Genomic DNA, 25,603 nt, shown 5'->3' with positions numbered 1-25,603 from the left:
TGAGGTGAAAAGATGAACGTAAACATGTTTAAAAACGTCGAAGAAAACTTCGAGACGTTCCGCATTCTCAACGAGAAGGGCGAAGTCGTCAACAAAGAAGCGATGCCAGAATTGTCTGATGCAGAACTTACTGAACTCATGCGCCGTCTCGTATACACACGTATCTGGGACCAACGCGCCATTTCTCTTAACCGCCAAGGACGTCTTGGTTTCTACGCGCCAGTCGCGGGTCAAGAAGCTTCGATGATCGGGACGCAATTCGCGCTCGACAAAGAAGACTGGATCCTCCCTGGTTACCGTGACATCCCGCAAATGGTCTTCCACGGTTTCCCGCTCTATAAAGCGTTCTTGTTCTCACGTGGTCACATCACGGGCGGCAAAATGCCTGAGGGCGTGAACGTCTTGATGCCACAGATCATCATCGGTGCACAGATCGTCCAAACCGCTGGTGTCGCACTCGGTCTTAAAAAGAACGGAAAACAAAACGTCGCGATCACTTACACAGGTGACGGCGGTTCTTCACAAGGTGACTTCTACGAAGGTATGAACTTCGCCGGTGCTTTCAAGGCTCCTGCGATCTTCGTCGTACAGAACAACCGATTCGCGATCTCTACACCTGTCGAGAAGCAATCGATGGCGAAAACGATCGCTCAAAAAGCTGTCGCTGCCGGTATCAACGGCATCCAAGTCGATGGTATGGACGTCCTTGCTGTTTACGCGGCAACGAAGCAAGCGCGCGTAGAAGCACTTGAAGGCGTTCCGACACTCATCGAGACACTCACATACCGTTACGGTCCACACACGCTCGCAGGGGATGACCCGACTCGTTACCGTACGAAGGACATGGATGATGAGTATCAAGCTCAAGATCCACTCGTCCGTTTCCGCCTCTTCATGGAAGCAAAAGGCCTCTGGAACGAAGAGAAAGAGAACGAAGTCATTGAGCAGGCGAAAGCAGACGTCAAGGATGCACTCGCGCAAGCTGATAAAGAACCAAAACAAAAAGTCACTGATTTCATCAACGTGATGTTCGAGAAGCTTCCACAGAACCTTCAAGAGCAACTCGAAGAGTATACAGCAAAGGAGTCGAAATAACCCATGGCACAAATGACGATGATCCAAGCGATCACTGACGCGATGCGCGTCGAGATGAAACGCGACGAACAAGTTCTCTTGTTCGGAGAAGACGTCGGTAAAAACGGTGGGGTATTCCGTGCGACGGAAGGTCTTCAAGACGAGTTCGGCGAAGATCGCGTATTCGATACGCCTCTCGCAGAATCAGGAATCGGCGGTCTCGCTGTCGGTCTTACATTGACAGGCTTCCGCCCGATCATGGAAATCCAGTTCTTCGGTTTCGTTTTCGAAGTATTCGATTCGGTCGCGGCACAGCTCGCACGTATGCGTTACCGTTCTGGCGGCGTGTACTCTTCACCAGTAACGATCCGTTCACCATTCGGCGGCGGCGTTAAGACACCTGAGCTTCACGCGGACAACCTCGAAGGATTGATGGCTCAGTCGCCAGGACTGAAAGTCGTCATCCCTTCGACACCGTACGATGCGAAAGGTCTCTTGATCGCTTCGATCCGCGACAACGACCCGGTCGTATTCCTCGAGCACATGAAGCTCTACCGTTCGTTCCGCGGTGAAGTTCCTGAAGGCGACTACACGATCGAACTCGGTAAAGCTGACATCAAACGTGAAGGAACGGACGTCACGATCGTCACTTACGGCGCGATGGTCCACGCTTCACTCAAGGCTGCTGAAGAACTTGAAAAAGAGAACATCAGCGTCGAAATCATCGACTTGATGACGATCAGCCCGATCGACATCGACACGATCGTCGAGTCGGTCAAGAAGACGAACCGCGTCGTCGTCGTTCAGGAAGCTCAGAAGCAGGCTGGTATCGCAGCTATGGTAGCGACTGAAATCCAAGAACGTGCGATCCTCGACCTCGAAGCACCAATCCTTCGTGTGGCAGCGCCAGACACGATCTTCCCGTTCGCACAAGGTGAAGATGCATGGCTCCCTGACCACAAGGATATCGTCGAGAAAGTGAAACAAGTCTACAACTTCTAAAAAGTGATTCGGTACGGGAGAGGGCGAAATTCTCTCCTTGTTCCGTTTTAAAGATAGCAGCACCCAGCGAAGAGTGAAATAAAAGGAGGCATATTCAAATGGGAGTATTTGAATTCACACTGCCGGACATCGGTGAAGGCATTCACGAAGGCGAAATCGTAAAATGGTTCGTCAAAGCAGGAGACACAGTAAAAGAGGACGACGTATTGCTTGAAGTACAAAACGACAAAGCGGTCGTCGAAATCCCGTCGCCAGTCGACGGTACTGTCAAGGAAGTCAAAGTCGGCGAAGGCGTAGTAGCTGTCGTTGGTGACGTCCTCATCACATTCGAAGTCGAGGGCGAAGGTTCTGCTTCTGCACCGACTGAAGAAGCACCAAAAGAAGAAGCAAAAGCAGAAGCGGCTCCTGAAGAGAAGAAAGTCGAAGACCGTCCACAAGGTGTTCAACTCCATAAATCAGAGCGCGTCATCGCAATGCCTTCAGTACGTAAGTATGCACGTGAAAAAGGCATCGACATCCGCGAGGTACAGGGCTCTGGCGACAACGGCCGCATCGTCCGTGAAGACATCGATGCATTCGCAAACGGTGGTCAAACATCTGCTGCTCCTGCTGCTGAAGAAGCGAAAGCTCCTGCTGCATCTGCTGCTAAGACGGAAGTCAAACCTTACGTCGCTGCACAACCTGAGCTGGAGACTCGCGAGAAGATCAAAGGGATCCGCAAAGCGATCTCAAAAGCGATGGTCAACTCGAAACATACTGCTCCACACGTAACACTCATGGACGAAGTGGATGTCACGAATCTCGTCGCACTCCGCAAGAACTTCAAGGAAGTCGCTGCTGCACAAGGTACGAAGCTGACATACCTTCCGTTCGTAGTCAAGGCTTTGACTGCTGCGGCTAAGAAGTACCCTGCAATCAATGCGTCGATCGACGATGTCAACGAAGAAATCGTCTACAAAAACTACTTCAACATCGGTATCGCTGCTGACACGGACAACGGACTCGTCGTCCCAGTCGTCAAGGATGCTGACCGCAAGTCGATCTTCGCTCTCGCTGACAACATCAACGACCTCGCGGGCAAAGCGCGTGAAGGCAAGTTGTCTGGAGACGAGATGAAAGGCGGATCGATCACGATCACGAACATCGGTTCAGCTGGCGGCCAGTGGTTCACACCGGTCATCAACCATCCGGAAGTCGCGATCCTCGGTATCGGCCGTATCGCTGAGAAGGCTGTCGTCAAAAACGGCGAAATCGTCGTCGCACCAGTCCTCGCGCTCTCATTCAGCTTCGACCACCGTCTCATCGACGGCGCAACAGCTCAAAACGCGCTCAACCTCGTTAAGCGCTTGTTGAACGACCCACAACTTCTCATTATGGAGGGATAAGAAATGGTAGTAGGTGAATTCGCAACAGAAACAGATTTGCTCGTAATCGGAGCAGGTCCTGGTGGTTACGTCGCAGCAATCCGCGGCGCACAGCTCGGCATGAAAGTAACGATCGTAGAACGCGAGAACTTCGGTGGGGTCTGCCTGAACGTCGGATGTATTCCGTCGAAAGCGCTCATCACGGCTGGACACAACTTCCAGCACGCTAAAGGTTCAGACTCGATGGGAATCACTTCTGAGAACGTCTCAGTCGACTTCTCTAAAGTCCAAGCTTGGAAGCAATCCGTCGTCAACAAGTTGACTGGCGGAGTCGAAGGTCTCCTCAAAGGAAATAAAGTCGAGACTGTTCGCGGTGAAGCTTTCTTCCAATCGGAAGACACAGTACGCGTCATCAGCGGCGAAACGTCTACACCATACAAATTCAAGAAATGTATCATCGCGACAGGTTCGACTCCGATCGAACTTCCAGCTTTCAAATGGTCGAAACGTGTCCTTTCGTCTACAGGCGCGCTCAACCTTCCTGAAATCCCGAAAAAACTCGTCGTCATCGGCGGAGGATATATCGGTATGGAACTTGGTACGGCGTACGCGAACTTCGACACGGAAGTCGTCATCCTTGAAGGTATGAAAGACATCCTGTCTGGTTTCGAGCCAGCGATGACGCAAGTCGTCAAAAAGAAAATCAAGCAAAAAGGCAACGTCACGATCCATACCGAAGCACTTGCTAAAGGTGTCGAAGAGACGGAAACTGGCGTGAAAGTCACATTCGAAGTGAATGGCGAAGAGCAATCAGTCGACGCGGACTACGTCCTCGTCACTGTCGGCCGCCGTCCGAACACTGGTGACCTCGGCCTTGAGATGGGCGACGTCAAAGTCAGCGACCGTGGACTCATCGAAATCGACGATCAGTGCAAGACGTCGAACGAGAACGTCTACGCAATCGGTGATATCGTTCCTGGACCGCCGCTTGCACACAAAGCGTCGTTCGAAGCGAAAATCGCTGCAGAAGCAGCTGCAGGACACCCTGCATACCTCGACTACAGCGCGATTCCAGCGGTCGTCTTCACAGACCCTGAACTCGCGACTGTCGGTTACACGGAAGCACAAGCGAAAGAGGAAGGACTCGACTACGTCGCGTCGAAATTCCCTTACGCTGCAAACGGACGTGCTCTTGCACTCAACGAGCCGGACGGCTTCCTGAAAATGATCACACGTAAGGAAGATGGTCTCCTGATCGGCGCGCAAATCGCTGGTACAGGCGCTTCAGACATGATCGCTGAGATGGGCCTTGCCATCGAAGCAGGCATGACTGCTGAAGATATCGCACTTACGATCCACGCTCACCCTTCACTCGGTGAAATCGCGATGGAAACTGCAGAAGTTGCGATCGGCAGCCCGATCCACATCATCAAGTAATTTACAAAAGCGTCGTTTCCTCATGGGAAGCGACGCTTTTTTCATGTTCATATCCGTTTCGTATAGCAGACGATGCGATTCGCTTCCTTGAACCCGAGTGCTTCATGGAAAGCTTGGCTCTCGGTGTTTGAAAGTTCGGTATCGGATGCGAGCTCGGTACATCCTTGTTCACGGCCGAAGCGGGTTGCTTGCTCGATGAGGCCGGCCGCTACCTTTTGATTTCTCCACTGTGGAACGACGAAGATTCCTTCGAGGTAGGCGACCGGAGATGAAGAAGTCCCCTCGACATAGTCGAAGCGGAGCGCGACGTGACAAAAACCGATCGCTTCGAGGTCGACGCGGGCGAGGATGTAGCTCTGCATCGGATCATCGAAGTCTAGTTCGTCGAGCAGCTCATCATAGGAAGCGTGTGGCCAAAGCTGCAGCGCGAGTGATGCGATGTCTGCTGCATCATGTTGCATAGCGCGATAGAATTGCATGTATGATTCCTCCAATTGAACGTCCTGTTCATCTCATTCGTGACGGCATGTGTGCTCTCCTGCCTGGTTTCAACATGCTTCAAAGAAGGAAAAGTCAGAAAAAAGAGGAGATGGCCGCGATGGAGGAGATCGGCTTAGAGGAACTGTACACCTTCTCAGAGATGGATCAAGTTCGCTTCATCGGTATAACGACGGAACTTTCGCGGTATGACTTTGGCATCGTCTTCACGTCACAATTTTTCGGCAAGACACTTGTCGTCTGCATCGAGAGCGGGAAGGCAGCACTCCTCGACCATGATGACGTGCTCGAGGAAGGGACGCTCGTTCGCCTGCTTGACGTCGCCGCAGTCGACGAGGAGAGCGTAGGAGAGTTCCTAAGCGAGCTACTGCCGTACGTCCCGCATTACGAACAGGCAGACTAAGACGAAAAGGGCAGTGCCTCCAGATGGAAGCACTGCCCTTTTTTTGGTCGATCAACGAATAGCGTTTGACTGCTGGATGACCTTGATCGTCTGAAGCGTATGATCCTCAAGTCCCTGTACCGGAAGACCCGCTTCGATGTTTTGCTTGATATAGGCGAGGTTGTCTGCCGTGATCATCTCTCCCGGGATGAAAATCGGGATTCCGGGCGGATAGACCATCATGAACTCGGCTGAAATGCGTCCTACCGCGCTCATGAGCGGGATCGTCTCCGTCTCTTCATAAAAAGCGTCACGCGGGCTGAGGGCGAGGGCCGGGATGTCCGGCAACACGATCGAGTGATCTGTCGTCTGTGCGCCAGAGTCCTTGAATCTCTCGACGAGAGCGGCCATCGCCTGCAAAAGGGCATCGACCGTCTCTTCCGAATCTCCGGACGTGATGATGAGGAGAATGTTGTTCAAGTCTGACAGTTCGACTTCGATCCGGTGTTCGTCGCGCAGGTACTCCTCGACGAGGTGACCAGTGATACCGAGTCCCTTGACCGAGATCAGCACCTTCGTCGGGTCGAACGCGAACGTCGCGCTCGAATGAAGGTCCGCTTCACCGAAGACGGCGAGGTACGGGAGCTTCGCGAGACCAAGGCGCATCCGTGTCGCGAGTTCGAGCGATCGGCGGTTCATCGCCTCACCATTGACGGCAAGGTGACGTCGCGCACAGTCGAGCGATGCGAGCAGAAGATAGGACGTCGAAGTCGTCGTCAGCATCGAGAGCACGGCCTTCACCTTATCAGGCGAGACAAGGCCGCGCCGGACGTTGAGGATCGAGCTGCCTGTCAGAGACCCGCCGAGCTTGTGGACGCTCGTCGCGGCGAGGTCAGCGCCGGCCTGCATAGCAGACAGCGGCATACCCTCATGGAAGCCGATGTGGACGCCGTGCGCCTCGTCGACGAGCACTGGGATTCCTTTGTTATGCGCCACTCGCACGATGCTCTCGAGGTCGCCAGCGACGCCGAAATAGGTCGGATTGATGACGAGGAGCGCCTTCGTGTCCGGATGGAGACTGAGCGCCCGTTCGACGGCGCTCGGAGTGATACCGTGAGCGATGCCGAACGTCTCGTCGAATTCAGGGTGAATGAAAATCGGGTGCGCTCCAGAAAGAACGATTGCCGACATCACCGACTTATGGACGTTGCGCGGGACAAGGATCTTATCGTCCGGGCCGACCACGCTCATGATCATCGCCATGATGGCAGTCGAGGTCCCTTGGACGGAGAAGAACGTCTCGTCTGCATGGAATGCGTTCGCAGCGAGTTGATGTGCTTCGCGGATGATTCCTTTCGGATGGTGGAGATCATCGAGCGGAGCGATATTGATCAAATCGATATCGAGTGCGTTCTGACCGATGAAGTCACGGAACGCAGGATCCATCCCTTGACCATTTTTATGACCGGGAATATGAAATTGAATTGGTTGACGTTTCGCATGCGCGAGCAGCGCATCGAATAGAGGTGTATCGAGCTGTGTTAAGCTTTTTGTTTGCACCAGATTTCCCCCCTTAAAACCGAATAAAAAACAATCAAACAAGCTAACTATACCAAGTTTCTGAAAGGTTGCAACTGTTTTGTGTCTCAAGTTCAGGGTAGAATAGAAAATGTTCAGTGAGGAAGGAAGTGTTTTGGAGTGAGAATCAATTATCCGCTCAACCCGGATTGGTCGACCGATGAGATCGTCACGGTCATCGAATTTTTCGGGAAAGTCGAACAGACCTACGAGGAAGGGGTCAAGCGTACCGAACTGCTCGAGGCTTATCGTGCGTTCAAGGCGATCGTCACCTCGAAGTCGGAAGAGAAGCAGCTTGATCAGTTCTATTATGAAGAGACTGGCTGCTCAAGCTATAAGGCAGTGCAGGAGGCTCGCAGCAGCTCCGCAGAAAAGTTGCGCTTGAAGAAGTGATCAACAGACGAGGACGAAAGAGGCGGCTCCCATTGGTGGGCCGTCTTTTCTTATATAAGAATCGAAAAAATCCTTTCTTGAAGTAATGAATTGTCTTTAATTCAGTTTAAACATTTCGAATGACGGCTATATACTACATACAACACTAGAAAACAAAAACACATTTTTAAAAATTGGAGGGTTTACATCTAACTTCAAAAGTACTAATATAGATGAAACCTTAACAATTTTCATAATTATCTGACAACATATGCCCTTCAACTCGCAAAGGAGTGTGGAACCTGTGAAACAAGTGATTGAAGCATTCAAAAGAAAAGATGCAGAAAAACGCATTCCTGTATTGCGTTTAGAAATCGACTACGAGCTTGCGACGCTCCATGATGCAATCGTCGCGAAAGACAATGACGCTGTAGGAGCAAGCAAGGAACGCCTCGAAAAGTACCGGCAAGAGATGGTGCGACTCGAAGCTTAAACAAGGAATAAAATGGAAGAAGTGCGACCAGCGGATCGTTTCGCTGGTTTTCTTTTTTGTTCAGAATGATATCATTGGACTATTAATGAAGCCGGGGTGATACGGATGATTGAGATGCAGGAGCTTGCGATCGATTTGATCAAGCGGGCAGGGAACTATATTCGTAAGGAGATCGATCACGCATATGCGATCGAGGAGAAGACGAACCGGAGTGATCTCGTCACTGAAATCGACAAGGAAGTCGAGCGGATGCTCATCAAGGGTATCGGGGAAGTATATCCGGACCACGGGATATTCGGTGAGGAAGGGATGGCGGAACGTCCTAAGACGTTAGACGGGACAGTATGGTTCGTCGACCCGATCGACGGAACGATGAACTTCATCCGGCAAAAGCGGTTGTTCGCCATCTCGATTGCCATCATGGTCGACGGGGTCTTGATGTTCGGGTTCGTCTACGACGTCATGGCTGACGAGTTATTTCATGCACGGCGCGGCGGCGGTTCGTTCATGAACGGCGTCCGGCTCGCGCGGCTTGAGGAGAAGGAGGTCAAGGACGCGCTGCTTTGCATGAACGCGACCTGGGTGACGCGTAATAGGCGGATCGATCCGTCGTTGCTCGGTCCGGTCGTGACGGATTCGATCGGTTGCCGTGCCATCGGAGCCGCGTCGCTCGAACTTGCCTGGGTTGCAGCCGGACGTGTCGACGGATACATCACGATGCGGAACATGCCATGGGATTATGCGGCCGGTCAGTTGTTGATCGAGGAGCTTGGCGGCGTGGTCGGTTCGATCGAAGGAACCCCGATGGACTTCATGGGGCAGACGAGCGTGCTCGCTGGAAGCCGGACGTTCGTCGAAGACGTGCTGACGTATCTAGGCGATGAAAAAAACGCCTGAGAGGCGTTTTAGACGTTCTTTCGCAGTTTGCCCTTCAGGACAAAGCCTGCTCCCATCACTGCCGTCATGACGAGCAGTGAAAGGATGATCATCACCACATTCTGTTCTGCGACGAAGATGCCGATTGATGCCATCGAAGCGACGGCGAGAATAGCCAGAAGTAAAAATACGATACGCACTATGAACGCTCCTTTCAGCCGGTTACCCGGAATCCCTTTCAGTTTACCGCTATTTCGCGAGGTTGAAAAGGCTTTCCGAAACGCCTTGAATCGAAGTCGTTGCCAACTCCGGCTCAACCTGTGCTATACTCATAAAGTTGACCGAAAGTAATGAAGGTTTTATTTAAATGAATAGAAAGAGGTACACACCTATGACAACAGTACGAAACGATTTACGCAACGTCGCGATCATCGCCCACGTTGACCACGGGAAAACGACACTCGTCGATGAACTCCTGAAGCAGTCTGGTACATTCCGGACGAACGAACAAGTCGAAGAACGCGCAATGGACTCGAACGATATCGAGCGTGAGCGCGGAATCACGATCCTCGCGAAAAACACGGCGATCGACTACAAGAACACTCGCATCAACATCGTTGACACACCTGGTCACGCTGACTTCGGGGGAGAAGTTGAGCGAATCATGCGTATGGTTGACGGCGTAATCCTCGTCGTCGATGCTCGTGAAGGGTGCATGCCGCAAACGCGGTTCGTCTTGAAGAAGGCGCTCGAGCAAGGACTCCAGCCTATCGTCGTCGTCAACAAGATTGACAAGCCGATGGTTCGTCCGCTCGAAGTCGTCGATGAAGTCGTCGACCTTCTGATCGACCTCGGCGCAGATGAGGACCAACTTGAGTTCCCAGTCGTTTATGCATCGGCAGTCAACGGCTCGAGCTCGTTCGATCCAGAACCTGAGAACCAGCAAGACACGATCACAAACGTACTCGACATGATTCTCGAGCACACACCGGCACCAGTCGACAACTCGGCTGAACCGCTTCAGTTCCAAGTGACGATGCTCGACTACGACAACTACTTGGGCCGTATCGGTGTCGGACGCGTATTCCGCGGAGAAATCAAAGTCGGCGACAGCGTCTCGCTCTCTAAGCTCGACGGTTCTGTCAAACAATTCCGCGTAACGAAGCTGTTCGGTTACTTCGGACTGAAACGAATCGAAATCCAGACTGCGAAAGCAGGCGACTTGATCGCGATCGCTGGTATGGAAGACATCAACGTCGGTGAGACGGTCTGCCCGACTGGCAAGGAAGATCCACTCCCGCTTCTCCGTATCGATGAGCCGACGCTCCAAATGACGTTCATCGTCAACAACTCGCCGTTCGCTGGACGTGAAGGCGACCTCGTCACTTCACGTAAAATCGAAGAGCGCCTTGAGAAGGAACTCGAGACAGACGTCTCGCTCCGCATCGAGAATACGGATTCGCCGGACCGCTGGATCGTATCAGGACGCGGTGAGCTTCACCTCGGTATCCTGATCGAGAACATGCGCCGTGAAGGTTACGAGATTCAAGTCTCTAAACCGCAGGTAATCATCAAGGAAGAGGACGGCATCAAAGTCGAGCCATTCGAGCGCGTCGTCATCGATACGCCTGAAGAATACACAGGCAGCGTCATGGAATCGATCGGTCTCCGTAAAGGCGAACTCATCAACATGATGACGCAAGACAACGGTCAGACGAAAATGGAGTTCCTCGTTCCTTCACGCGGACTCATCGGATACCGTAACGAATTCCTGTCAGCGACTCGCGGATACGGAATCATGAACCATACGTTCGAAGAGTACCGTCCGTTCATCCAAGCTGACATCGGCGGACGCCGCAGCGGCGTTATGGTCTCGATCGAGACTGGTAAAGCGACAGCTTACGCGATCTCTGCTCTTGAAGACCGCGGTACGATTTTCATCGAACCAGGCCTTGAAGTATACGAAGGAATGATCATCGGTGAATGTAACCGTGACGTCGATCTCGCAGTCAACGTCGTCAAAGCGAAACAATTGACGAACATGCGTGCATCAGCGAAGGATTCTACAAACGTCCTGAAGCGCCCGCGCGTCTTCTCGCTTGAAGAATCATTGACGTTCCTGAACGAGGATGAGTACTGTGAGATCACACCGCAATCGGTTCGTCTCCGTAAACAGGTTCTCAACAAGAACGAACGTGAAAAGCAAGAAAAACGCCGTAAGCTCGGCAAAGACTAAGCACAACTCAAGCTTTTAGGGGGAATAGCAATGAACGCAAAGGCCGCTGAGGCACTCGATTTGTCGAAGTATGACATTCCGGCAATCGCGAAATTGGTCGGTGTCGGTTCCGACCCGAACAATATCGAAGCCGGCTTCGTGCCGCTGTTGATTACGACCGTCGTCCTGACGCTCGTCGTCTATAAACTAGGATTCGCGAAGGAGCTTGCCTGGTGGAAGTCGCTCATCGTCTACCTCCTCCTGATCGTCTTGTCGGCATCGCTTGAACTCGCATTCTGGATGATGCCGATTCCGGAAGTGCTTATCGCGATGGTGCTCATCCTCGGCATTTACCGTGCCCGTATGTGGATGGTGCGCCGCGAACGCGAAAAAACGGTTTCCTGATTAAACGTGTGTCCCTCTAAAGGGATGCACGTTTTTTCGTTGTTTTCCTTTCGGCTGAATCCGGGAAACTAGAAAGAAAGGAGGCTGAGAACAATGAGGAGGACGATAATGGCCGCGTGTCTCATTTTCTTATTCGGCTGCGGAAACGGACAAGAAGCGGAGGATCAGGAGCGGACGCAGGAACGTACGGAGGAGCAGGAACAGACTAAGGAACGGGAAGGAAAAGACGATGGGGAAGGTGACGTGTCGAGCGCTGTCGTCTTCGATGGACTTCGGACCCCTTGGAACGTCATAAGGGAGGCGGGGACGTTCTATATTACGGAACGTGAAGGGAACATCGTCGAAGGAGCCGACAGGAAAAGGAGATTGCCAGTCGAGCTGACACGTCCCGTAGCGGCGCAAGGTGAAGGCGGGCTGCTCGGCATGGTACTCGACCCGGGGTTTACGAAAAACAAGCAGGCATATGTCTATCACTCTTATCGAACTGACAGGGGAATCGCGAACAGGATCGTCGCGATCGTCCGGGAACAAGACAGCTGGGAGGAGAAAGTGACGCTTCTCGAGGGCATTCCCGGCGGGCGCATCCACAACGGCGGCCGTCTCGAGATTGGTCCGGACGGTTTATTGTACGCGACGGCGGGTGACGCAGGAAATCCGGACCTCGCACAGGACGCAGAGTCGCTCGCTGGCAAGATACTGCGGATGCAACTTGACGGAAGACCGGCTGAAGGGAACATGCAGGGATACGTATACAGTTATGGACATCGCAATCCGCAGGGACTCGTCTTCATCAGGAATGTGCTCTACGCCTCTGAGCATGGCCAAAGCGGACACGATGAAATCAATCGGATCGAAAAAGGGAAAAATTACGGGTGGCCACTGATCGAGGGGAAGCAAGAACAGGAAGGGCTCGTCACTCCCTGGTATGAGGTCGGGGAACAGTCGAAGGCGCCGAGTGGGATCGACACAAAGGATGGGAAGCTGCTGTTCGCTACGCTCGTCGGGCAAAGCTTGAGACAAATCGACCTGAATACCAAAAAGGTAGATGTCCTGACAGACGGCTATGGCCGAATCCGAGACGTCCTTGTTGACGAGGGTGTCTATTTCATCACGAACAACACGGACGGAAGAGGTTCTCCAAAAGGAGGCGACGATCGGCTGATCCGGATGAAGGATTAAAAAAGCTACTTCAGAATATGAAGTAGCTTACCATCTTCTCTTAGGCAAATCCCAAGTCGGGAAGAGGTGGAAGTGTCCGGTCTTCTGACGAGCCTCTGTCCGTTCAGTGATTCGGGCTCGGCATTCATCGCAGAGATAGACACGGACGGGTTTATTGCGAAGGCGTTTCGCCTCGAAAGACCAGTCGTCGATCGTGTAACGCTGGTCGCAAATAGTGCATTTAACACGCATCCGGCATCCCTCCTCTTTTTTTCTTAGTATAGCATACAGGGCGATTATCCGCCTGAAAAAAAGGGAACTGAGTAGGTAAACACGAAGTAAGAAATAGTAAAAGATGAAAGGGGGAAGTGAACATGGCGAACAAGATGGAGCAGCGCCTGAACGACGAGCAACTGAGGGCGCTCTCTTCTTTGCCTCTCGTCTTCTTGATCACCCATGACAGCTCGAAGCAGTGGCCGATCACCCACGCGATCAGCTGGGTCCATGCCGCGGACGAGAAGACGGTCCGCTTCGCGATCGAGGAAGAGTCTCATCTCGTCTCGACGCTGAAGTCACACCCGATTTTCACACTGATCTTCTTCGCCACGAAATCCGCCTACAGCCTGACTTGTACGGATGTCACCCGCTACGAACCGAAGAATGACCTGCCCCTTGCACTTGCGTTCTTCGAAGGTCACGTCGAAGAGGTCAGGGACATCCTGTTTTACGGGGCAGAAATCAAGGAAGGTCCGGAAGTCGTCAAGGCATACGATGAGGAAGCAGCGAAACGGCTCGACGAACAGGTGCACGAAGCGCTGAAACGCATCTGACATTCAACACCCACTTTCTTAATAAGGGGAGAAGCTTGGATGAAGAAAATATATGTGCTCGATACGAACGTGATGTTGCATGATCCGCTTTCGCTCTTCCAATTCCAGGAGCACGATGTCGTCATTCCGGCGATCGTCCTTGAAGAGCTTGATGGCAAGAAGCGCAATATGGACGAGGTCGGAAGGAACGCACGGGAGACCTCGCGCATTCTAGACCAACTTCGCGAGGCGGGGCATCTTCATACAGGTGTGCCTCTCGGGAATGGCGGTACGCTCCGGGTCGATATCGGGGATAAGATCGCGGAAGGTTCTCCGTTTACACATGACACGAATGACAATCGCATCCTTGAGCTTGCCTGGTCGATCCAGCAGGAACAAGGTCGACTCGAGTCGGGCCGGGACGTATTCGTCGTCTCGAAGGATATCCTCGTTCGAGTGAAGGCGGATGCGTACGGACTCGTCGCAGAGGATTACTTGACCGATCACATCGCTGATATCACAGGACTTTATACCGGATTCGTCGAAATCGCGGTCGACCAGGAGTATATCGATGCCTTCTATAAGGACAAGCGGATATCTGTCGATGTCGTACCGGAAAAACTCTATCCGAATCAGTTCGTCATTTTGAAGAGCAACGTCTCGAAAGCATCTGCGATCGCAGTGGTCGACCAGGAGCTCCCGATCATCCGTTCGCTTTCAATCGATGTCGATCAAGTCTGGGGCGTCTCACCGCGAAACGTCCAGCAACGGATGGCGTTCGAACTGTTGCTTCGGGATGACGTACCGCTCGTGACGCTCGTCGGTAAGGCGGGAACCGGAAAGACGCTGCTCGCCCTCGCAGCAGGATTGCTCCAGGTCGAGGATGAACACCGTTATAAGAAGCTCGTCGTCGCAAGACCGGTCGTGCCGATGGGCAATGATATCGGTTACTTGCCAGGAGAGATGGAGGAGAAGCTTCGCCCTTGGATGCAACCAATCTACGATAACCTTGAGTATCTGTTCAACACGAGTTCCGGGGATGAACTCGGGAACATCCTTGCCGGCATGAAGTCGATCCAGCTCGAAGCACTCACCTACATTCGCGGCAGAAGCATGCCGGATCAGTTCATCATCATCGATGAGGCGCAAAACCTGACGAAGCATGAGGTGAAGACGATTCTGACTCGTGTCGGCGACAACTCGAAGATCGTTCTAGTCGGAGACCCGCAGCAAATCGATCATCCTTACCTCGATGAATACTCGAACGGCCTCTCCTATGCAGTCGAACGGATGAAGGCTGAGAAGATGACGGGACACGTCAAATTGGTCAAAGGCGAACGATCGTCACTCGCCCGTCTCGCTGCCGATCTGCTCTAGATACCTATATACGAAAAAAGATAAGGTGTTCGCTCCATCGATGGGAGTGAACACCTTATCTTCATCTTATCAAACGAGCGTTATCGCAGAAATCCTTCTCGTGACGGAGCCTTCATGGATCAGATAGACCGGTCCGTCAGATAGCACCTTTCCTTCGTGTGAGAACTGGAGATAACAGGCGGAAAGTTCGCTGAGCGGGAGTTCGATCGTCTCCTCGCCTTCGAACACGATCATGCGTGCCTCAGCGGCAGGCTCGGCATTACCGACGAACGGTGCGAGCGGCACTGCGAACGATCCTGTCAGCGCGGCGTCCTTCTCTTCGCGTGTCATCGGCTTGTTGTGGTCCGTTCTCGTCCCTTCCGTGATTCCTTTATCCCATGCCGCCCCCATTTTGGCATAGTATGCTTCTGATGCGTCAAATGCCTGTTCCTTCCCGATCTCCTCGACCGGGATTTTTCGGTCGTCGAATATCCAGACGGTCGGATCGATCGTCAATGGATAGCGGACGAGACCTCGAATCGGAAAAATCATGTCTACTCCCCCTAAATGTTTGAATGCTACAAATCCATTATACCGAAACGTTGAATTGTTGGCGAAAGTAAGGTAAAGTTTAGCTATAACGAGAACGCGTCATTCGATGAGGAGGGATTGGATTGTCAACTGAAATCGGGACAGTTCATCGCCAGCGCGCTCTTGAGCTACTAGAAGCGGATGCACATAAGATCCGCCGGTTGATCGAGGTCCAGCTTGCGAATTTAACGATGCCACAATGTCCTCTATATGAGGAAGTGTTGGATACACAAATGTTCGGCCTATCACGGCAAATCGATTTTGCCGTTCGTTTAGAATTGATCGAAGCAGCAGAAGGGAAACGTTTGCTCGATTCACTCGAACAGCAGCTGTCTGATTTGCATGACGCAGGAGCATGCTGATTTTTTACTCAAACGTGGAATGTGGCGTTTGGGTATTTTTTTTTAGAACAGGAAAAAAGGAAGTGTACATATGCAATCGAATCTCAAGGAAAAGCGGGCGTTCTTCGACTATACGCTTTTCTTCACGATGCTCATATTGATGGGCGTCAGTACGGTCATGGTCTATAGCGCGAGTGTCTGGAACGGAGGGGAATACGCGAATACCTCCTTCTTTATCAAACAGATCAGGTTCGACTTGATGGCGATAGCAACCTTCATGTTCTGTGCATTCTTCAATCATCAGGTCTACAAGCATCCGGTCGTTCGACTGACGCTCTATACGATTGGTTTTTTGCTGCTCGCAGCCACGCTCTTCGCAGAGCCTCTCAACGGAGCGCGGGCATGGATCAATCTCGGCTTCATGCTGGTTCAGCCGGCCGAGCTCTGCAAGTTCGTCTTCGTCGTCTGTCTGGCCAGCTATTTCGATCAGCTTCAGCAGTTTAATCACAATAAAAACTATCAAATCAACGGCTTGATCGGGTTCGTGCACGAAGCGCTGCATTCGCGCGTCAAGCCGGACAACACGTCGAAGTTTCTTTTACTTAAAGTATCGGACTGGATCATGATTCCGGGGCTCGTCCTGTTCGTCCCGTTTGGTGCAGTCATCAAGACGCAGCCCGACGTCGGGGCATTGTTCATCTTCATGTCAATCCTCGTTCTGATGTGGTTCGTCGCAGGATTACCGCGTGGATATGTCGCCCTTGGACTGGTCTTGCTCCCGGCGGCCGGTATTTGGTTCTACTCGACATTCACGGAAAATCAGCTGCAACGTATTCGTGTCATTTTCAACCCGTTCATTGATGAAGAGGGGAAGGGCTATCAGCTCATCAACTCGGTCATCTCGATTGCCCACGGAGGATTGACAGGGGTCGGACTCGGGAACAGCTATCAGAAATACGGCTACTTGCCCGAGCCTGAGACCGACTACATCATGGCGATCATCGCAGAGGAGCTCGGTTATATCGGTGTGATGACCGTACTTGCCTTGCTGTTCTTCATGATTTTTCAAGGCATGAAAATCGCGACGCAGTCCGTCTCACTCTTTTCGACGCTGCTTGCGTTCGGTATCACGACGATCATCGTCATTCAGACGGGAATCAATGTCGGTGCGATGTCCGGCTTGTTCCCAGGGACAGGTGTGACCTTGCCATTCATCAGTTACGGCGGATCATCGCTCATCATGATGAGTGCGATGCTTGGCGTGTTGGCAAACATTTCCATGCAAAATAAGCATCGTTTGGCGTATCATAAAGAAGTACGACGTGCGCAGTCACAGGCGCAATAAGAGTGATCAAAGGGGGAACTTCAGGTGGCGAAAATCAAAAAACTTCTTGTTGCAAACCGGGGGGAAATCGCGATTCGCGTATTCCGCGCGGCGACCGAACTAGGGATTCGGACGGTCGCGATCTATTCACGAGAGGACATGAGTTCGCTTCACCGCTACAAGGCGGACGAGGCGTATCGTGTCGGAGAAGGAAAGAAGCCGATCGAGGCATATCTAGATATCGAGGGAATCATCGAAATCGCGAAGCGCTCGGAGTGCGACGCGATCCATCCGGGATACGGCTTCCTGTCCGAGAACATCGAACTCGCGAAACGCTGCCGGGAAGAAGGAATCATCTTCATCGGACCGCGTGAGGAGCACCTGCACAGCTTCGGAGACAAGGTAAGGGCGCGGACACGTGCGATCGAGGCTGGTATTCCGGTCATTCCGGGTACGGACGGTCCGATCAGTTCGGTCGAGGAAGCAATCGAATTCGGCCGTAAGAACGGTTACCCGCTCATGGTGAAGGCGGCTCTCGGCGGCGGCGGGCGCGGCATGCGTGTCGTCAGAAGCGAAGATGAGCTTGCAGACATGATCGAGCGTGCGAAATCGGAGGCGCTCAAGGCGTTCGGTTCCGATGAAGTATACGTGGAGCGGCTGATCGAACGGCCGAAGCACATCGAAATCCAGATTTTCGGTGACGCGCACGGCAACATCGTTCATCTGTTCGAACGCGACTGTTCGGTTCAACGACGCCATCAGAAGGTCGTCGAAGTGGCGCCTTGCGTGACGTTGTCAGAAGCAGGGCGCAAGAAAATCTGTGACGCTGCCGTCAATTTGATGAAGCACGTCGGTTATGAGAACGCAGGGACGGTCGAATTCCTCGTGACACAGGATGAGGAGTTCTTCTTCATCGAGGTCAACCCGCGCGTCCAGGTCGAGCATACGATCACTGAGATGATCACAGGCATCGACATCGTGCAGACACAAATACTCGTCGCAGAAGGAGAGAACCTGCACGGTGACAGAATCGGTCTTCCAAAGCAGGAAGACATCAAGATGATCGGATATGCGATTCAAAGCCGGATCACGTCTGAAGATCCGGAGAACGGCTTCTTGCCGGACACGGGTAAAATCAAGGCTTACCGTTCGCCGGGCGGTTTCGGTGTCCGACTTGACGGCGGAAACGCATATGTCGGGTCAGAGATCTCCCCTTACTACGATTCACTGCTCGTCAAGATTTCGACGCATGGCCTGACATACGAGCAGGCTGTCGCGAAGATGAGCCGAAACCTGAGCGAGTTCCGGATTCGCGGCATCAAGACGAACATTCCGTTCCTGAGCAACGTGTTGAAACACCGCTCGTTCATCTCGGGCGAGTACAACACGTCCTTCATCGACGATACACAGGAATTGTTCGCTTTCCCGAAACGTCAAGACCGGGGAACGAAAATTTTGACTTACGTCGGTGAGGTCGCAGTCAATGGATTCCCGGGCATCGGGAAAGTCGAGAAGCCGCTCGCACGGGCGGTTCGGATTCCGAAAGACCTGCCGAGCGAATTTCCGCTCGGAACGAAGAACCTGCTTGATTCGGAAGGTCCGGAAGCACTCGCCCGCTGGGTCAAGGAGCAGAATGAAGTCCTTTTGACGGACACGACGTTCCGTGATGCGCATCAATCGCTGCTCGCGACACGGATGCGGACGAAGGATCTCGTGGCGATCGCAGAACCGACTGCGAAGCTCATGCCTGAGCTGTTCTCGGTCGAAGCATGGGGAGGCGCGACGTTCGATGTCGCCTATCGTTTCCTCTCTGAGGATCCATGGGTACGCCTGATGCAGCTGCGAGAGAAGATGCCGAACGTGCTCATCCAGATGCTGCTCCGCGGCGCGAACGCGGTCGGATACAAAAACTATCCTGACAACGTCGTCCATTCATTCGTCAAGGAAGCTGCGCAGGCGGGGGTAGATGTCTTCCGGATCTTCGACAGTCTGAACAACCCGGAATCGATCCAACTTGCGATTGACGCCGTGTTGCCGACGGGGAAGGTCGCAGAAGCGGCCGTCTGCTATACGGGTGATCTGTTCGATCAGAACCGGCCGAAATACCATCTGCCATACTACGTCAAGCTCGCGAAGCAGCTTGAGGCGAGCGGTGCGCATATCCTTGCGATCAAGGACATGGCAGGACTGCTCAAGCCGGAAGCGGCATACGCCCTCGTGTCTGCACTGAAAGACGCGGTTGACATCCCGATCCACCTCCATACGCACGACGCGAGCGGGAACGGAATCTATACGTACGCGCGCGCAGTCGATGCCGGGGTCGACATCGTCGACGTGGCAGCTTCGAGCATGGCCGGGCTGACGAGTCAGCCGGCTGGAGGCAGTTTGATCCATGCCCTCAGCGGTCACGTGAGACAGCCGCTCGTCTCTGCGAAGAAGTATGAGCAAGTGTCCGAATATTGGCAGGATGTCCGTCACATGTATGAGCCGTTCGAACTCGACATGCTTGCACCGAATCCTACGGTCTATGACCACGAAATGCCAGGCGGCCAGTACTCGAACCTGCAGCAGCAGGCGAAGGCGGTCGGGCTCGCCGACCATTGGGGTGAGGTCAAGGCGATGTATGCGCGCGTCAATATGATGTTCGGTGACATCGTCAAGGTCACGCCTTCCTCGAAGGTGGTCGGTGACATGGCACTCTTCATGGTTCAGCACCACCTGACGGAAGAGGACGTGTTGAAGCGTGCTGATACGCTCGACTTCCCGGACTCGGTCGTCGAGCTGATGCGTGGCGAACTCGGGACGCCTCCAGGCGGTTTCCCGGAGGACGTGCAGCGTGCGATCCTCAAAGGGGCAGAGCCGCTCACGGAACGTCCTGGAAAGACGATGGAGCCGCTCAACTTCGATGCAGTCAAACATGAGCTGTTCGAAAAGCTCGGTCGTCCGGTGACGGAGTTCGATGCGCTCGCCTATGCCCTCTATCCGAAGGTCTTCCTCGACTATAACAGTCACTTCGAGCGCTTCGGGGACGTATCGGTTCTCGACACGAGCACGTTCTTCTACGGGATGCGACTCGGCGAGACGATCGAGGTCGAAATCGAACGCGGCAAGACGCTCTATATCAAGCTGATCCAGATCGGACAGCCTGACGATCACGGTACACGAATCGTCTACTATGAGATGAACGGTGTGCCGCGCGAGATCGAAATCAAGGACATCAGCATCAAGGACAACTCGGCGAGCCGGGCGAAGGCAGACAAGAGCAATCCGAAACAGATCGGTGCATCGATGCCGGGAAGCGTCCTGAAGGTTCTCGTCGAGCCGGGAACGCGCGTACGTAAGGGGGAACAGCTCCTCGTCACGGAAGCGATGAAGATGGAGACGACGGTCCAGGCACCGGAGGACGGGGAAATCAAACACGTCCATGTCAAGGAAGGCGAATCGATCGCGAGTCAGGATTTGCTGATCGAATTCGTTTGATTTAACGTAGAAAACAAGAGACCGGCGAGTTTCGCCGGTCTCTTGTTTTTTTATGAGAGGGGTGTTTCGATGAAGATGATCTGCTGGATTCGGAGTGATTTTCGCTTCGACGACAATGCGATGTTCGCAAGGGCTGCTGAATTGCTCGTACCGGGAGATGAGGTCGAATTCGTCTTTTGGTTGAATCCAGGCTATATCGGTGAGTACGAGGCAAGACAATGCTATTTTTTTCAAGCGCTCGAGCATTTCTATAAGAAATCCGAAGCGAACGGCATGCCGATTCGCGTGATCAGCGGGGAAGAGGATGAGTTTCTCGAAGGGATCTCCGGAGCGGATCTTCTGCTCTTCAACGCGGAATACGTCGAGCCGTTCAAGTCGAGGGATGATGCGATCATCCGGAAGACTTCGGTGAAGACCGAGCGTCTGCTTGATCGGCACCTGTTGCACCCGCACGCCGTCAAGAAGAAGGACGGGAGCTACTACAAGGTGTTTACGCCCTATAGGAAGGCATTTCTCCAGATGGAGATCGGATCAGTCAGGTGGACCGATATCGACAAGCTGAAGGAACATTACCGATCGACGGACGGGGCGGATGTCGAACGCTATTTCAAACAGGCCAGCGAGCAGGCGTACGAGGCAGGCGAGGAGACTGCGCTGAAACGGCTTGATGAGTTCGTCAAGCGGCACCTCGAAAAGTATGACGAGGCGCGGGACTTTCCTGCCATCGACGGGACGAGCCGCCTCTCGCATCACTTGAGGACCGGGGAGATCGGAATCAGGACCGTCTATGAACGAATCAGGCAGGTCGATGGGAAGGGGAGAGACGTGTTCTTGACGGAGCTGATCTGGCGGGAGTTCTATCATATGATTCTCGTTCAATACCCCGAATCGAAAAATCAGGCAGTCCAACGAGAGTACCGTGACATAGATTGGGAAGAGGACGAGACGGCGTTCGAGGCATGGTGCGAAGGAAAAACCGGATTCCCGATCGTCGACGCCGCGATGCGTCAGCTCAACGAGACCGGCTGGATGCATAATAGACTCCGCATGATCACGGCATCCTTCCTTGCGAAGGACCTGCTGATCGACTGGCGCAAAGGAGAACGATATTTCCAGCGCAAGTTGATCGATTACGAAGCGGCTTCGAATATCGGTGGATGGCAATGGGCCGCCTCGGTCGGAACGGATGCCGTCCCGTACTTCCGCGTGTTCAATCCGACGACCCAGTCGAAGCGGTTCGACGCGTCCGGTGACTTCATCCGCAAGTTCGTCCCTGAACTCGCGGAACTGGATAATAAGCGGATTCATGAGCCGTCCCTTGCGGACAGGGAACGATGCGGCTATCCTGAGCAAATCGTCGACCATGCGATGGCGCGGGACCGGGCGATCGCGAGGTTCAAAGAGTAGGAAGCCGGGTCTTGTCTGTCTCTGACAGCGCGATGAATCGCGCTTTTTCCTGCAGGAGTCGAGTGGAACGAGTGATGTCGTCTGAACGAGAAAACGGGAGTGGATTCGAAGTCCACTCCCGTTTTTCGTTTACTGATCGACTTTTGAGTCATCCTCTAGTCTTTTTTAATCGTGAACAATCGTATGCACGCTTTTACGCCTTAATCGTTTCTCGTCCGGAACGCATGATAGGCGAGGTACGATAAGACACCGAAATAACAGGTGATGAGCAGGGCGTGGAGGAGCGGTACATATGTAGCATGCCCTCCGAGTACGATCCAAGCCCCGGTCGCGACCTGTGCGACGATGAACGGCGTCGCGACGTTCATCCCGATCCGTACCGTGCGATTCTTCAAGCGGATGGCGGTAAAGTGCACGAATAGGGTAAAGAGGAACAGTATGCCGGCCAGGCCGCGGTGAATCAGCTGGACCCAGGCCTCGTATGTCATCTCTGGCTGGCTGCAGACCGGCCAGCCTACGCATGAATACGTCGCGCCTACGTGCCGGACATACGCACCTGTATAGACGACGATCAACGTATAGGCGATCAAACCGTAAAGCATCTTCCTCAGGGGTGCTGGGACGGATTCCCGGAACTCCTTGCCTGGTCTTTCCATGATCAGGATCGTCAAAATCAACAGTGAGGCGAATGAGATGAGCGATATCCCGAAATGAAGGGCAAGCACCAGGTCGGATTGCTGCCAGACGACGGCGCCTGCGCCGACGATAGACTGGATCAGCATGAAGATGAACGCGAGGAACGCGAAGATTTTCGTATCGAGCCTTTTTGGGAACGCCATCAGCGTCCACAAGGAGAGGGCGATGATCAGTAACCCGACCACGCCTGTCACAGCACGGTGGCTGTATTCAATCATCGTTTCAACACTTGGATCGGTCGGGATCAGTTCGCCGTGGCAAAGCGGCCAATCGGTTCCACAACCATCACCTGAATCAGTCTTTGTGACTGTCCCACCCATCATGAGGACGATCATCATTGCGAACGTGACGAACGCAGAGAAAATCGCAAGCTTCCGATTCAAGATGAGGACACCACCTTTCTCTCTGGATATAACCTTTTTTTCAACCATCATACCGATAGTATCGCACAAAAAATATCGAAACGCTTGCAATCTTTTAAGACAACGCTATTCTAATATTAGGTGAATGGGGCTGACTGTGAGGGGAATCACATAGAATTCACATTTTGTTCATTATGTCGAAAGTATTTTCTTACGTCATGCCCTTAAAAATGTGGTATCTTTTATAGAGAAAAGGACGTTTCGTGGCAAGTCTGTGTTATTTCTGTGAAAAAATTACGTATTGCACAACCACAGAAATGGCTGGACGGTTTGAAGGAGGAAACAACATGGCGAAAACAAACGGGGAGGCACTTGATCTGCTGGACGTCGAGCGTACTGACGCGACGTTCGCGGACTATGTCACCCTAGCGAAAATGGGGATCGTACGCGCGAACCTCATTACAGTCTTTGCAGGATATGTCGTCGCCGCATCCTATTTGGCGGATAACGTGCTGCTCTATCTTTGGGAGACGAAGTGGATGCTTCTCTTGACGCTTCTCGGCAGCGGTCTCGTGATCGCGGGAAGCTGTTATTTGAACAACTACATCGACCGGGACATCGACTACAAGATGGAACGGACGATGGGGCGGCCGAGCGTCACCGGCAAGATGGACGGTCAGCGGATTTTAGCGATCGGGCTTGGCATCCTCGCAGCGGGGACCGTCATGCTGCTCATCGTAAACCATGTGGCAGCGGTGTTCGGCTTGATCGGATCGTTCGTCTATGTCGTCATCTATACGATGTGGCTGAAGCGGACGCACACGATCAATACGGTCGTCGGAGGAATCTCCGGTGCTGTGCCACCGATCATCGGATTCGCGGCAGTCACACCGACGCTTCATATCGACGCATGGATTTTGTTCCTCGTCATGTTCGTGTGGCAACCGCCACATTTCCTTGCGCTCGCGATGCGGCGGACGGAGGAGTACCGGGCAGCCGGGATTCCGATGCTGCCGGTCGTAAACGGCTTCGCCATCACGAAACGGCAAATTGTATGGTGGATCGCAGTGCTGATTCCATCATCACTTCTCTTGGCTCACTATGGTCTGACATACGTGCTGATCATGCTCGGGCTCGGAGGATACTGGCTTTACCTGGGACTGAAAGGTCTCAAGCTTAGCGATGAACAGGCAGAGATCAAGTGGGCGTCGAAGATGTTCTTCTTCTCACTCCTTTATTTCATGGCCTGGATCGTGACGGTCGTACTCGTTTCTCTATAACGATTGACATATTCACGTGGACATTGCAAAGAGTAAAATATGGGGAAAAGAAAGTGGGGATGGTTGTGAAAAAAACAGGAAAAATGCTCTTCCGACTTCTCCCGATCGGTTTGATGGCGCTCTTGCTATCAGGCTGTGGGATTCCGGAATTGTCAGCACTTCAGCCTCGTGGAGAGGGCGCAGAGATCCAGCTTGAGATCATCAAGCTCAGCTTATGGGTCATGTTGTTCGTCCTTGCCATCGTGACTGTGATCTACGTATATGTACTCATGAAATTCCGTCGTAAAAAAGGCGACAATGAAGTACCTAAACAGGTAGAAGGAAGCCACACGCTCGAGATGATCTGGACGGTCATCCCAATCCTTCTGCTCGTCGTTCTCGCCGTTCCGACGATCAAGGCGACGGTAGAGCTCGCTGACGCGAAGGAAGCGAAGAAGAACGAAGTCATCAACGTCACGGCTAACCTCTACTGGTGGGAATTCGACTATCCGGATAAAGGCGTGACGACAGGTCAGGAACTCGTCATCCCGGTCGGCAAGAAAGTCGCCCTCAACCTGACTTCAAAAGACGTCATCCACTCATTCTGGGTACCGGTACTTTCCGGTAAGACGGATAACAACCCGGGCCTTGAGAACGAGATGTGGCTCCATGCAAAGGAAGCAGGAACTTACTACGGTAAGTGTGCCGAGCTTTGCGGACCGTCACATGCCTTGATGGACTTCAAGGTCATCGCACTCGAGCAAGCGGATTATGACAAATGGCTCGAAGACATGAAAGCTGCGAAAGAAGCAGAAACGAAACAACTCGACGCTAAAAATGAAAAGAACTGGTCGAAAGGCGAACAGGTCTATGCTCAGAACTGTCTCAGCTGCCACGGTGGCGGGAAAGTCGCTCCTAGCTTGACGAACTTCGGTGACCGCGGAAACCTCGCCGGTTACTTGAAGCACGACAAGAAGAATCTCGAAGACTGGATTCGTGATCCTCAGAAATTGAAACAAGGCACTAAGATGCCTGGATTCAACGAGTCACAGATCAGCGACGAGGACTTGAGCGAACTCGCGGATTACTTGTTGGATAAGAAGATCCAATAATATTAAGGGGGA

At 52.9% G+C, this 25,603-nt stretch carries 25 protein-coding genes; 19 read left to right on the top strand and 6 right to left on the bottom strand.

Annotated elements, in window-relative coordinates:
- Positions 1 to 12 precede the first annotated feature (12 nt).
- From pdhA to lpdA, 4 genes are all read left to right on the top strand, one after another.
- A complete protein-coding gene (pdhA, locus tag DFG60_RS07900) occupies positions 13 to 1,095 on the top strand; it encodes a pyruvate dehydrogenase (acetyl-transferring) E1 component subunit alpha (RefSeq protein WP_114571207.1) in 1,083 nt (360 codons plus the stop codon).
- A 3-nt stretch (positions 1,096 to 1,098) separates the two neighbouring features.
- Complete coding sequence (locus tag DFG60_RS07895) at positions 1,099 to 2,076, top strand: alpha-ketoacid dehydrogenase subunit beta (RefSeq protein WP_114571206.1); 978 nt, start codon at positions 1,099 to 1,101, stop codon at positions 2,074 to 2,076.
- A gap of 98 nt (positions 2,077 to 2,174) precedes the next feature.
- Positions 2,175 to 3,461, top strand: a complete 1,287-nt coding sequence (locus DFG60_RS07890; RefSeq protein ID WP_114571205.1) for a dihydrolipoamide acetyltransferase family protein — start codon at positions 2,175 to 2,177, stop codon at positions 3,459 to 3,461.
- Positions 3,462 to 3,464: 3 nt separating this feature from the next.
- Positions 3,465 to 4,877: a dihydrolipoyl dehydrogenase gene (gene lpdA / locus DFG60_RS07885; protein ID WP_114571204.1), complete on the top strand. Its 1,413-nt coding sequence runs from the start codon at positions 3,465 to 3,467 to the stop codon at positions 4,875 to 4,877.
- A gap of 47 nt (positions 4,878 to 4,924) precedes the next feature.
- Here the strand turns inward: lpdA and aac(6') are convergent, their stop codons facing one another.
- Positions 4,925 to 5,356: an aminoglycoside 6'-N-acetyltransferase gene (gene aac(6'), locus DFG60_RS07880; protein ID WP_114571203.1), complete on the bottom strand. Its 432-nt coding sequence runs from the start codon at positions 5,354 to 5,356 to the stop codon at positions 4,925 to 4,927.
- 119 nt (positions 5,357 to 5,475) lie between these two features.
- Between aac(6') and DFG60_RS07875 the strand changes: the two genes are divergently transcribed.
- Positions 5,476 to 5,778 (top strand): DUF3055 domain-containing protein, encoded by a 303-nt coding sequence (locus tag DFG60_RS07875; protein ID WP_232818665.1) that lies wholly within the window; start codon positions 5,476 to 5,478, stop codon positions 5,776 to 5,778.
- A gap of 51 nt (positions 5,779 to 5,829) precedes the next feature.
- Here DFG60_RS07875 and DFG60_RS07870 read toward each other — a convergent pair whose 3' ends face one another.
- Positions 5,830 to 7,317, bottom strand: coding sequence for an aminotransferase class I/II-fold pyridoxal phosphate-dependent enzyme (locus DFG60_RS07870; protein ID WP_114571202.1), 1,488 nt, complete (start codon positions 7,315 to 7,317; stop codon positions 5,830 to 5,832).
- A 138-nt stretch (positions 7,318 to 7,455) separates the two neighbouring features.
- Between DFG60_RS07870 and DFG60_RS07865 the strand changes: the two genes are divergently transcribed.
- From DFG60_RS07865 to DFG60_RS07855, 3 genes are all read left to right on the top strand, one after another.
- A complete protein-coding gene (locus tag DFG60_RS07865) occupies positions 7,456 to 7,728 on the top strand; it encodes a UPF0223 family protein (protein WP_114571201.1) in 273 nt (90 codons plus the stop codon).
- 283 nt (positions 7,729 to 8,011) lie between these two features.
- Positions 8,012 to 8,200, top strand: coding sequence for a hypothetical protein (locus DFG60_RS07860; protein WP_114571200.1), 189 nt, complete (start codon positions 8,012 to 8,014; stop codon positions 8,198 to 8,200).
- 105 nt (positions 8,201 to 8,305) lie between these two features.
- The gene (locus tag DFG60_RS07855; protein ID WP_114571199.1) at positions 8,306 to 9,097 is read left to right on the top strand and encodes an inositol monophosphatase family protein; all 792 of its coding nucleotides are present in this window, start codon (positions 8,306 to 8,308) and stop codon (positions 9,095 to 9,097) included.
- A gap of 8 nt (positions 9,098 to 9,105) precedes the next feature.
- On the opposite strand, the gene DFG60_RS13635 is transcribed toward DFG60_RS07855, so the two are convergent.
- Positions 9,106 to 9,276, bottom strand: a complete 171-nt coding sequence (locus tag DFG60_RS13635; RefSeq protein ID WP_157964502.1) for a DUF5325 family protein — start codon at positions 9,274 to 9,276, stop codon at positions 9,106 to 9,108.
- A 191-nt stretch (positions 9,277 to 9,467) separates the two neighbouring features.
- On the opposite strand from DFG60_RS13635, the gene typA reads away from it, so the two are divergent.
- The 3 genes from typA (at position 9,468) to DFG60_RS07840 (ending at position 12,875) form a co-directional block, all read left to right on the top strand.
- Positions 9,468 to 11,312 carry a translational GTPase TypA gene (gene typA, locus DFG60_RS07850; RefSeq protein ID WP_114571198.1) on the top strand — a complete coding sequence of 615 codons (1,845 nt, stop codon included), beginning with the start codon at positions 9,468 to 9,470 and terminating at the stop codon, positions 11,310 to 11,312.
- Positions 11,313 to 11,342: 30 nt separating this feature from the next.
- Complete coding sequence (locus DFG60_RS07845) at positions 11,343 to 11,696, top strand: YlaH-like family protein (protein ID WP_114571197.1); 354 nt, start codon at positions 11,343 to 11,345, stop codon at positions 11,694 to 11,696.
- Positions 11,697 to 11,789: 93 nt separating this feature from the next.
- Positions 11,790 to 12,875 (top strand): PQQ-dependent sugar dehydrogenase, encoded by a 1,086-nt coding sequence (locus DFG60_RS07840; protein WP_114571196.1) that lies wholly within the window; start codon positions 11,790 to 11,792, stop codon positions 12,873 to 12,875.
- A 27-nt stretch (positions 12,876 to 12,902) separates the two neighbouring features.
- Here the strand turns inward: DFG60_RS07840 and DFG60_RS07835 are convergent, their stop codons facing one another.
- Positions 12,903 to 13,106 carry a YlaI family protein gene (locus tag DFG60_RS07835; protein ID WP_114571195.1) on the bottom strand — a complete coding sequence of 68 codons (204 nt, stop codon included), beginning with the start codon at positions 13,104 to 13,106 and terminating at the stop codon, positions 12,903 to 12,905.
- Positions 13,107 to 13,228: 122 nt separating this feature from the next.
- Here DFG60_RS07835 and DFG60_RS07830 point away from each other — a divergent pair, with 122 nt between their 5' ends.
- Positions 13,229 to 13,684, top strand: a complete 456-nt coding sequence (locus DFG60_RS07830; protein ID WP_114571194.1) for a PNPOx family protein — start codon at positions 13,229 to 13,231, stop codon at positions 13,682 to 13,684.
- Between the two features lie 39 nt (positions 13,685 to 13,723).
- Positions 13,724 to 15,040: a PhoH family protein gene (locus DFG60_RS07825; protein WP_114571193.1), complete on the top strand. Its 1,317-nt coding sequence runs from the start codon at positions 13,724 to 13,726 to the stop codon at positions 15,038 to 15,040.
- 69 nt (positions 15,041 to 15,109) lie between these two features.
- Here DFG60_RS07825 and DFG60_RS07820 read toward each other — a convergent pair whose 3' ends face one another.
- Positions 15,110 to 15,571, bottom strand: coding sequence for a hypothetical protein (locus DFG60_RS07820; protein WP_114571192.1), 462 nt, complete (start codon positions 15,569 to 15,571; stop codon positions 15,110 to 15,112).
- A gap of 122 nt (positions 15,572 to 15,693) precedes the next feature.
- Between DFG60_RS07820 and DFG60_RS07815 the strand changes: the two genes are divergently transcribed.
- The 4 genes from DFG60_RS07815 (at position 15,694) to DFG60_RS07800 (ending at position 22,162) form a co-directional block, all read left to right on the top strand.
- Entirely contained in the window at positions 15,694 to 15,972 is a 279-nt protein-coding gene (locus DFG60_RS07815) for a YlaN family protein (protein ID WP_114571191.1), read from the top strand.
- Positions 15,973 to 16,042: 70 nt separating this feature from the next.
- Entirely contained in the window at positions 16,043 to 17,296 is a 1,254-nt protein-coding gene (locus tag DFG60_RS07810) for an FtsW/RodA/SpoVE family cell cycle protein (protein WP_114571190.1), read from the top strand.
- A gap of 24 nt (positions 17,297 to 17,320) precedes the next feature.
- Positions 17,321 to 20,755 carry a pyruvate carboxylase gene (pyc, locus tag DFG60_RS07805; protein WP_114571189.1) on the top strand — a complete coding sequence of 1,145 codons (3,435 nt, stop codon included), beginning with the start codon at positions 17,321 to 17,323 and terminating at the stop codon, positions 20,753 to 20,755.
- Between the two features lie 69 nt (positions 20,756 to 20,824).
- The gene (locus tag DFG60_RS07800; protein ID WP_114571188.1) at positions 20,825 to 22,162 is read left to right on the top strand and encodes a cryptochrome/photolyase family protein; all 1,338 of its coding nucleotides are present in this window, start codon (positions 20,825 to 20,827) and stop codon (positions 22,160 to 22,162) included.
- Between the two features lie 200 nt (positions 22,163 to 22,362).
- Here DFG60_RS07800 and DFG60_RS07795 read toward each other — a convergent pair whose 3' ends face one another.
- Positions 22,363 to 23,241, bottom strand: a complete 879-nt coding sequence (locus tag DFG60_RS07795) for a COX15/CtaA family protein (protein WP_114571187.1) — start codon at positions 23,239 to 23,241, stop codon at positions 22,363 to 22,365.
- A gap of 326 nt (positions 23,242 to 23,567) precedes the next feature.
- Between DFG60_RS07795 and cyoE the strand changes: the two genes are divergently transcribed.
- Positions 23,568 to 24,500 (top strand): heme o synthase, encoded by a 933-nt coding sequence (cyoE, locus tag DFG60_RS07790; RefSeq protein WP_114571186.1) that lies wholly within the window; start codon positions 23,568 to 23,570, stop codon positions 24,498 to 24,500.
- A 59-nt stretch (positions 24,501 to 24,559) separates the two neighbouring features.
- Positions 24,560 to 25,591, top strand: coding sequence for a cytochrome c oxidase subunit II (coxB, locus tag DFG60_RS07785; RefSeq protein ID WP_114571185.1), 1,032 nt, complete (start codon positions 24,560 to 24,562; stop codon positions 25,589 to 25,591).
- Positions 25,592 to 25,603: the final 12 nt, after the last annotated feature.

It is taken from the genome of Exiguobacterium flavidum, assembly GCF_003344535.1.
Taxonomy (GTDB): Bacteria; Bacillota; Bacilli; order Exiguobacteriales; family Exiguobacteriaceae; genus Exiguobacterium_A; species Exiguobacterium_A flavidum.
This window is presented reverse-complemented; position numbering and strand designations above follow the sequence as displayed.

Coding starts and splice junctions, on each gene's coding strand:
- DFG60_RS07830 (WP_114571194.1), top strand. CDS start 13,229: ATGGCGAACAAGATGGAGCAGCGCCTGAACGACGAGCAACTGAGGGCG.
- DFG60_RS07825 (WP_114571193.1), top strand. CDS start 13,724: ATGAAGAAAATATATGTGCTCGATACGAACGTGATGTTGCATGATCCG.
- pdhA (WP_114571207.1), top strand. CDS start 13: ATGAACGTAAACATGTTTAAAAACGTCGAAGAAAACTTCGAGACGTTC.
- DFG60_RS07890 (WP_114571205.1), top strand. CDS start 2,175: ATGGGAGTATTTGAATTCACACTGCCGGACATCGGTGAAGGCATTCAC.
- typA (WP_114571198.1), top strand. CDS start 9,468: ATGACAACAGTACGAAACGATTTACGCAACGTCGCGATCATCGCCCAC.
- DFG60_RS07855 (WP_114571199.1), top strand. CDS start 8,306: ATGATTGAGATGCAGGAGCTTGCGATCGATTTGATCAAGCGGGCAGGG.
- coxB (WP_114571185.1), top strand. CDS start 24,560: ATGGTTGTGAAAAAAACAGGAAAAATGCTCTTCCGACTTCTCCCGATC.
- lpdA (WP_114571204.1), top strand. CDS start 3,465: ATGGTAGTAGGTGAATTCGCAACAGAAACAGATTTGCTCGTAATCGGA.
- DFG60_RS07840 (WP_114571196.1), top strand. CDS start 11,790: ATGAGGAGGACGATAATGGCCGCGTGTCTCATTTTCTTATTCGGCTGC.
- DFG60_RS07875 (WP_232818665.1), top strand. CDS start 5,476: ATGGAGGAGATCGGCTTAGAGGAACTGTACACCTTCTCAGAGATGGAT.
- cyoE (WP_114571186.1), top strand. CDS start 23,568: ATGGCGAAAACAAACGGGGAGGCACTTGATCTGCTGGACGTCGAGCGT.
- DFG60_RS07820 (WP_114571192.1), bottom strand. CDS start 15,571: ATGATTTTTCCGATTCGAGGTCTCGTCCGCTATCCATTGACGATCGAT.
- DFG60_RS07835 (WP_114571195.1), bottom strand. CDS start 13,106: ATGCGTGTTAAATGCACTATTTGCGACCAGCGTTACACGATCGACGAC.
- DFG60_RS07895 (WP_114571206.1), top strand. CDS start 1,099: ATGGCACAAATGACGATGATCCAAGCGATCACTGACGCGATGCGCGTC.
- DFG60_RS07800 (WP_114571188.1), top strand. CDS start 20,825: ATGAAGATGATCTGCTGGATTCGGAGTGATTTTCGCTTCGACGACAAT.
- DFG60_RS07845 (WP_114571197.1), top strand. CDS start 11,343: ATGAACGCAAAGGCCGCTGAGGCACTCGATTTGTCGAAGTATGACATT.
- DFG60_RS07810 (WP_114571190.1), top strand. CDS start 16,043: ATGCAATCGAATCTCAAGGAAAAGCGGGCGTTCTTCGACTATACGCTT.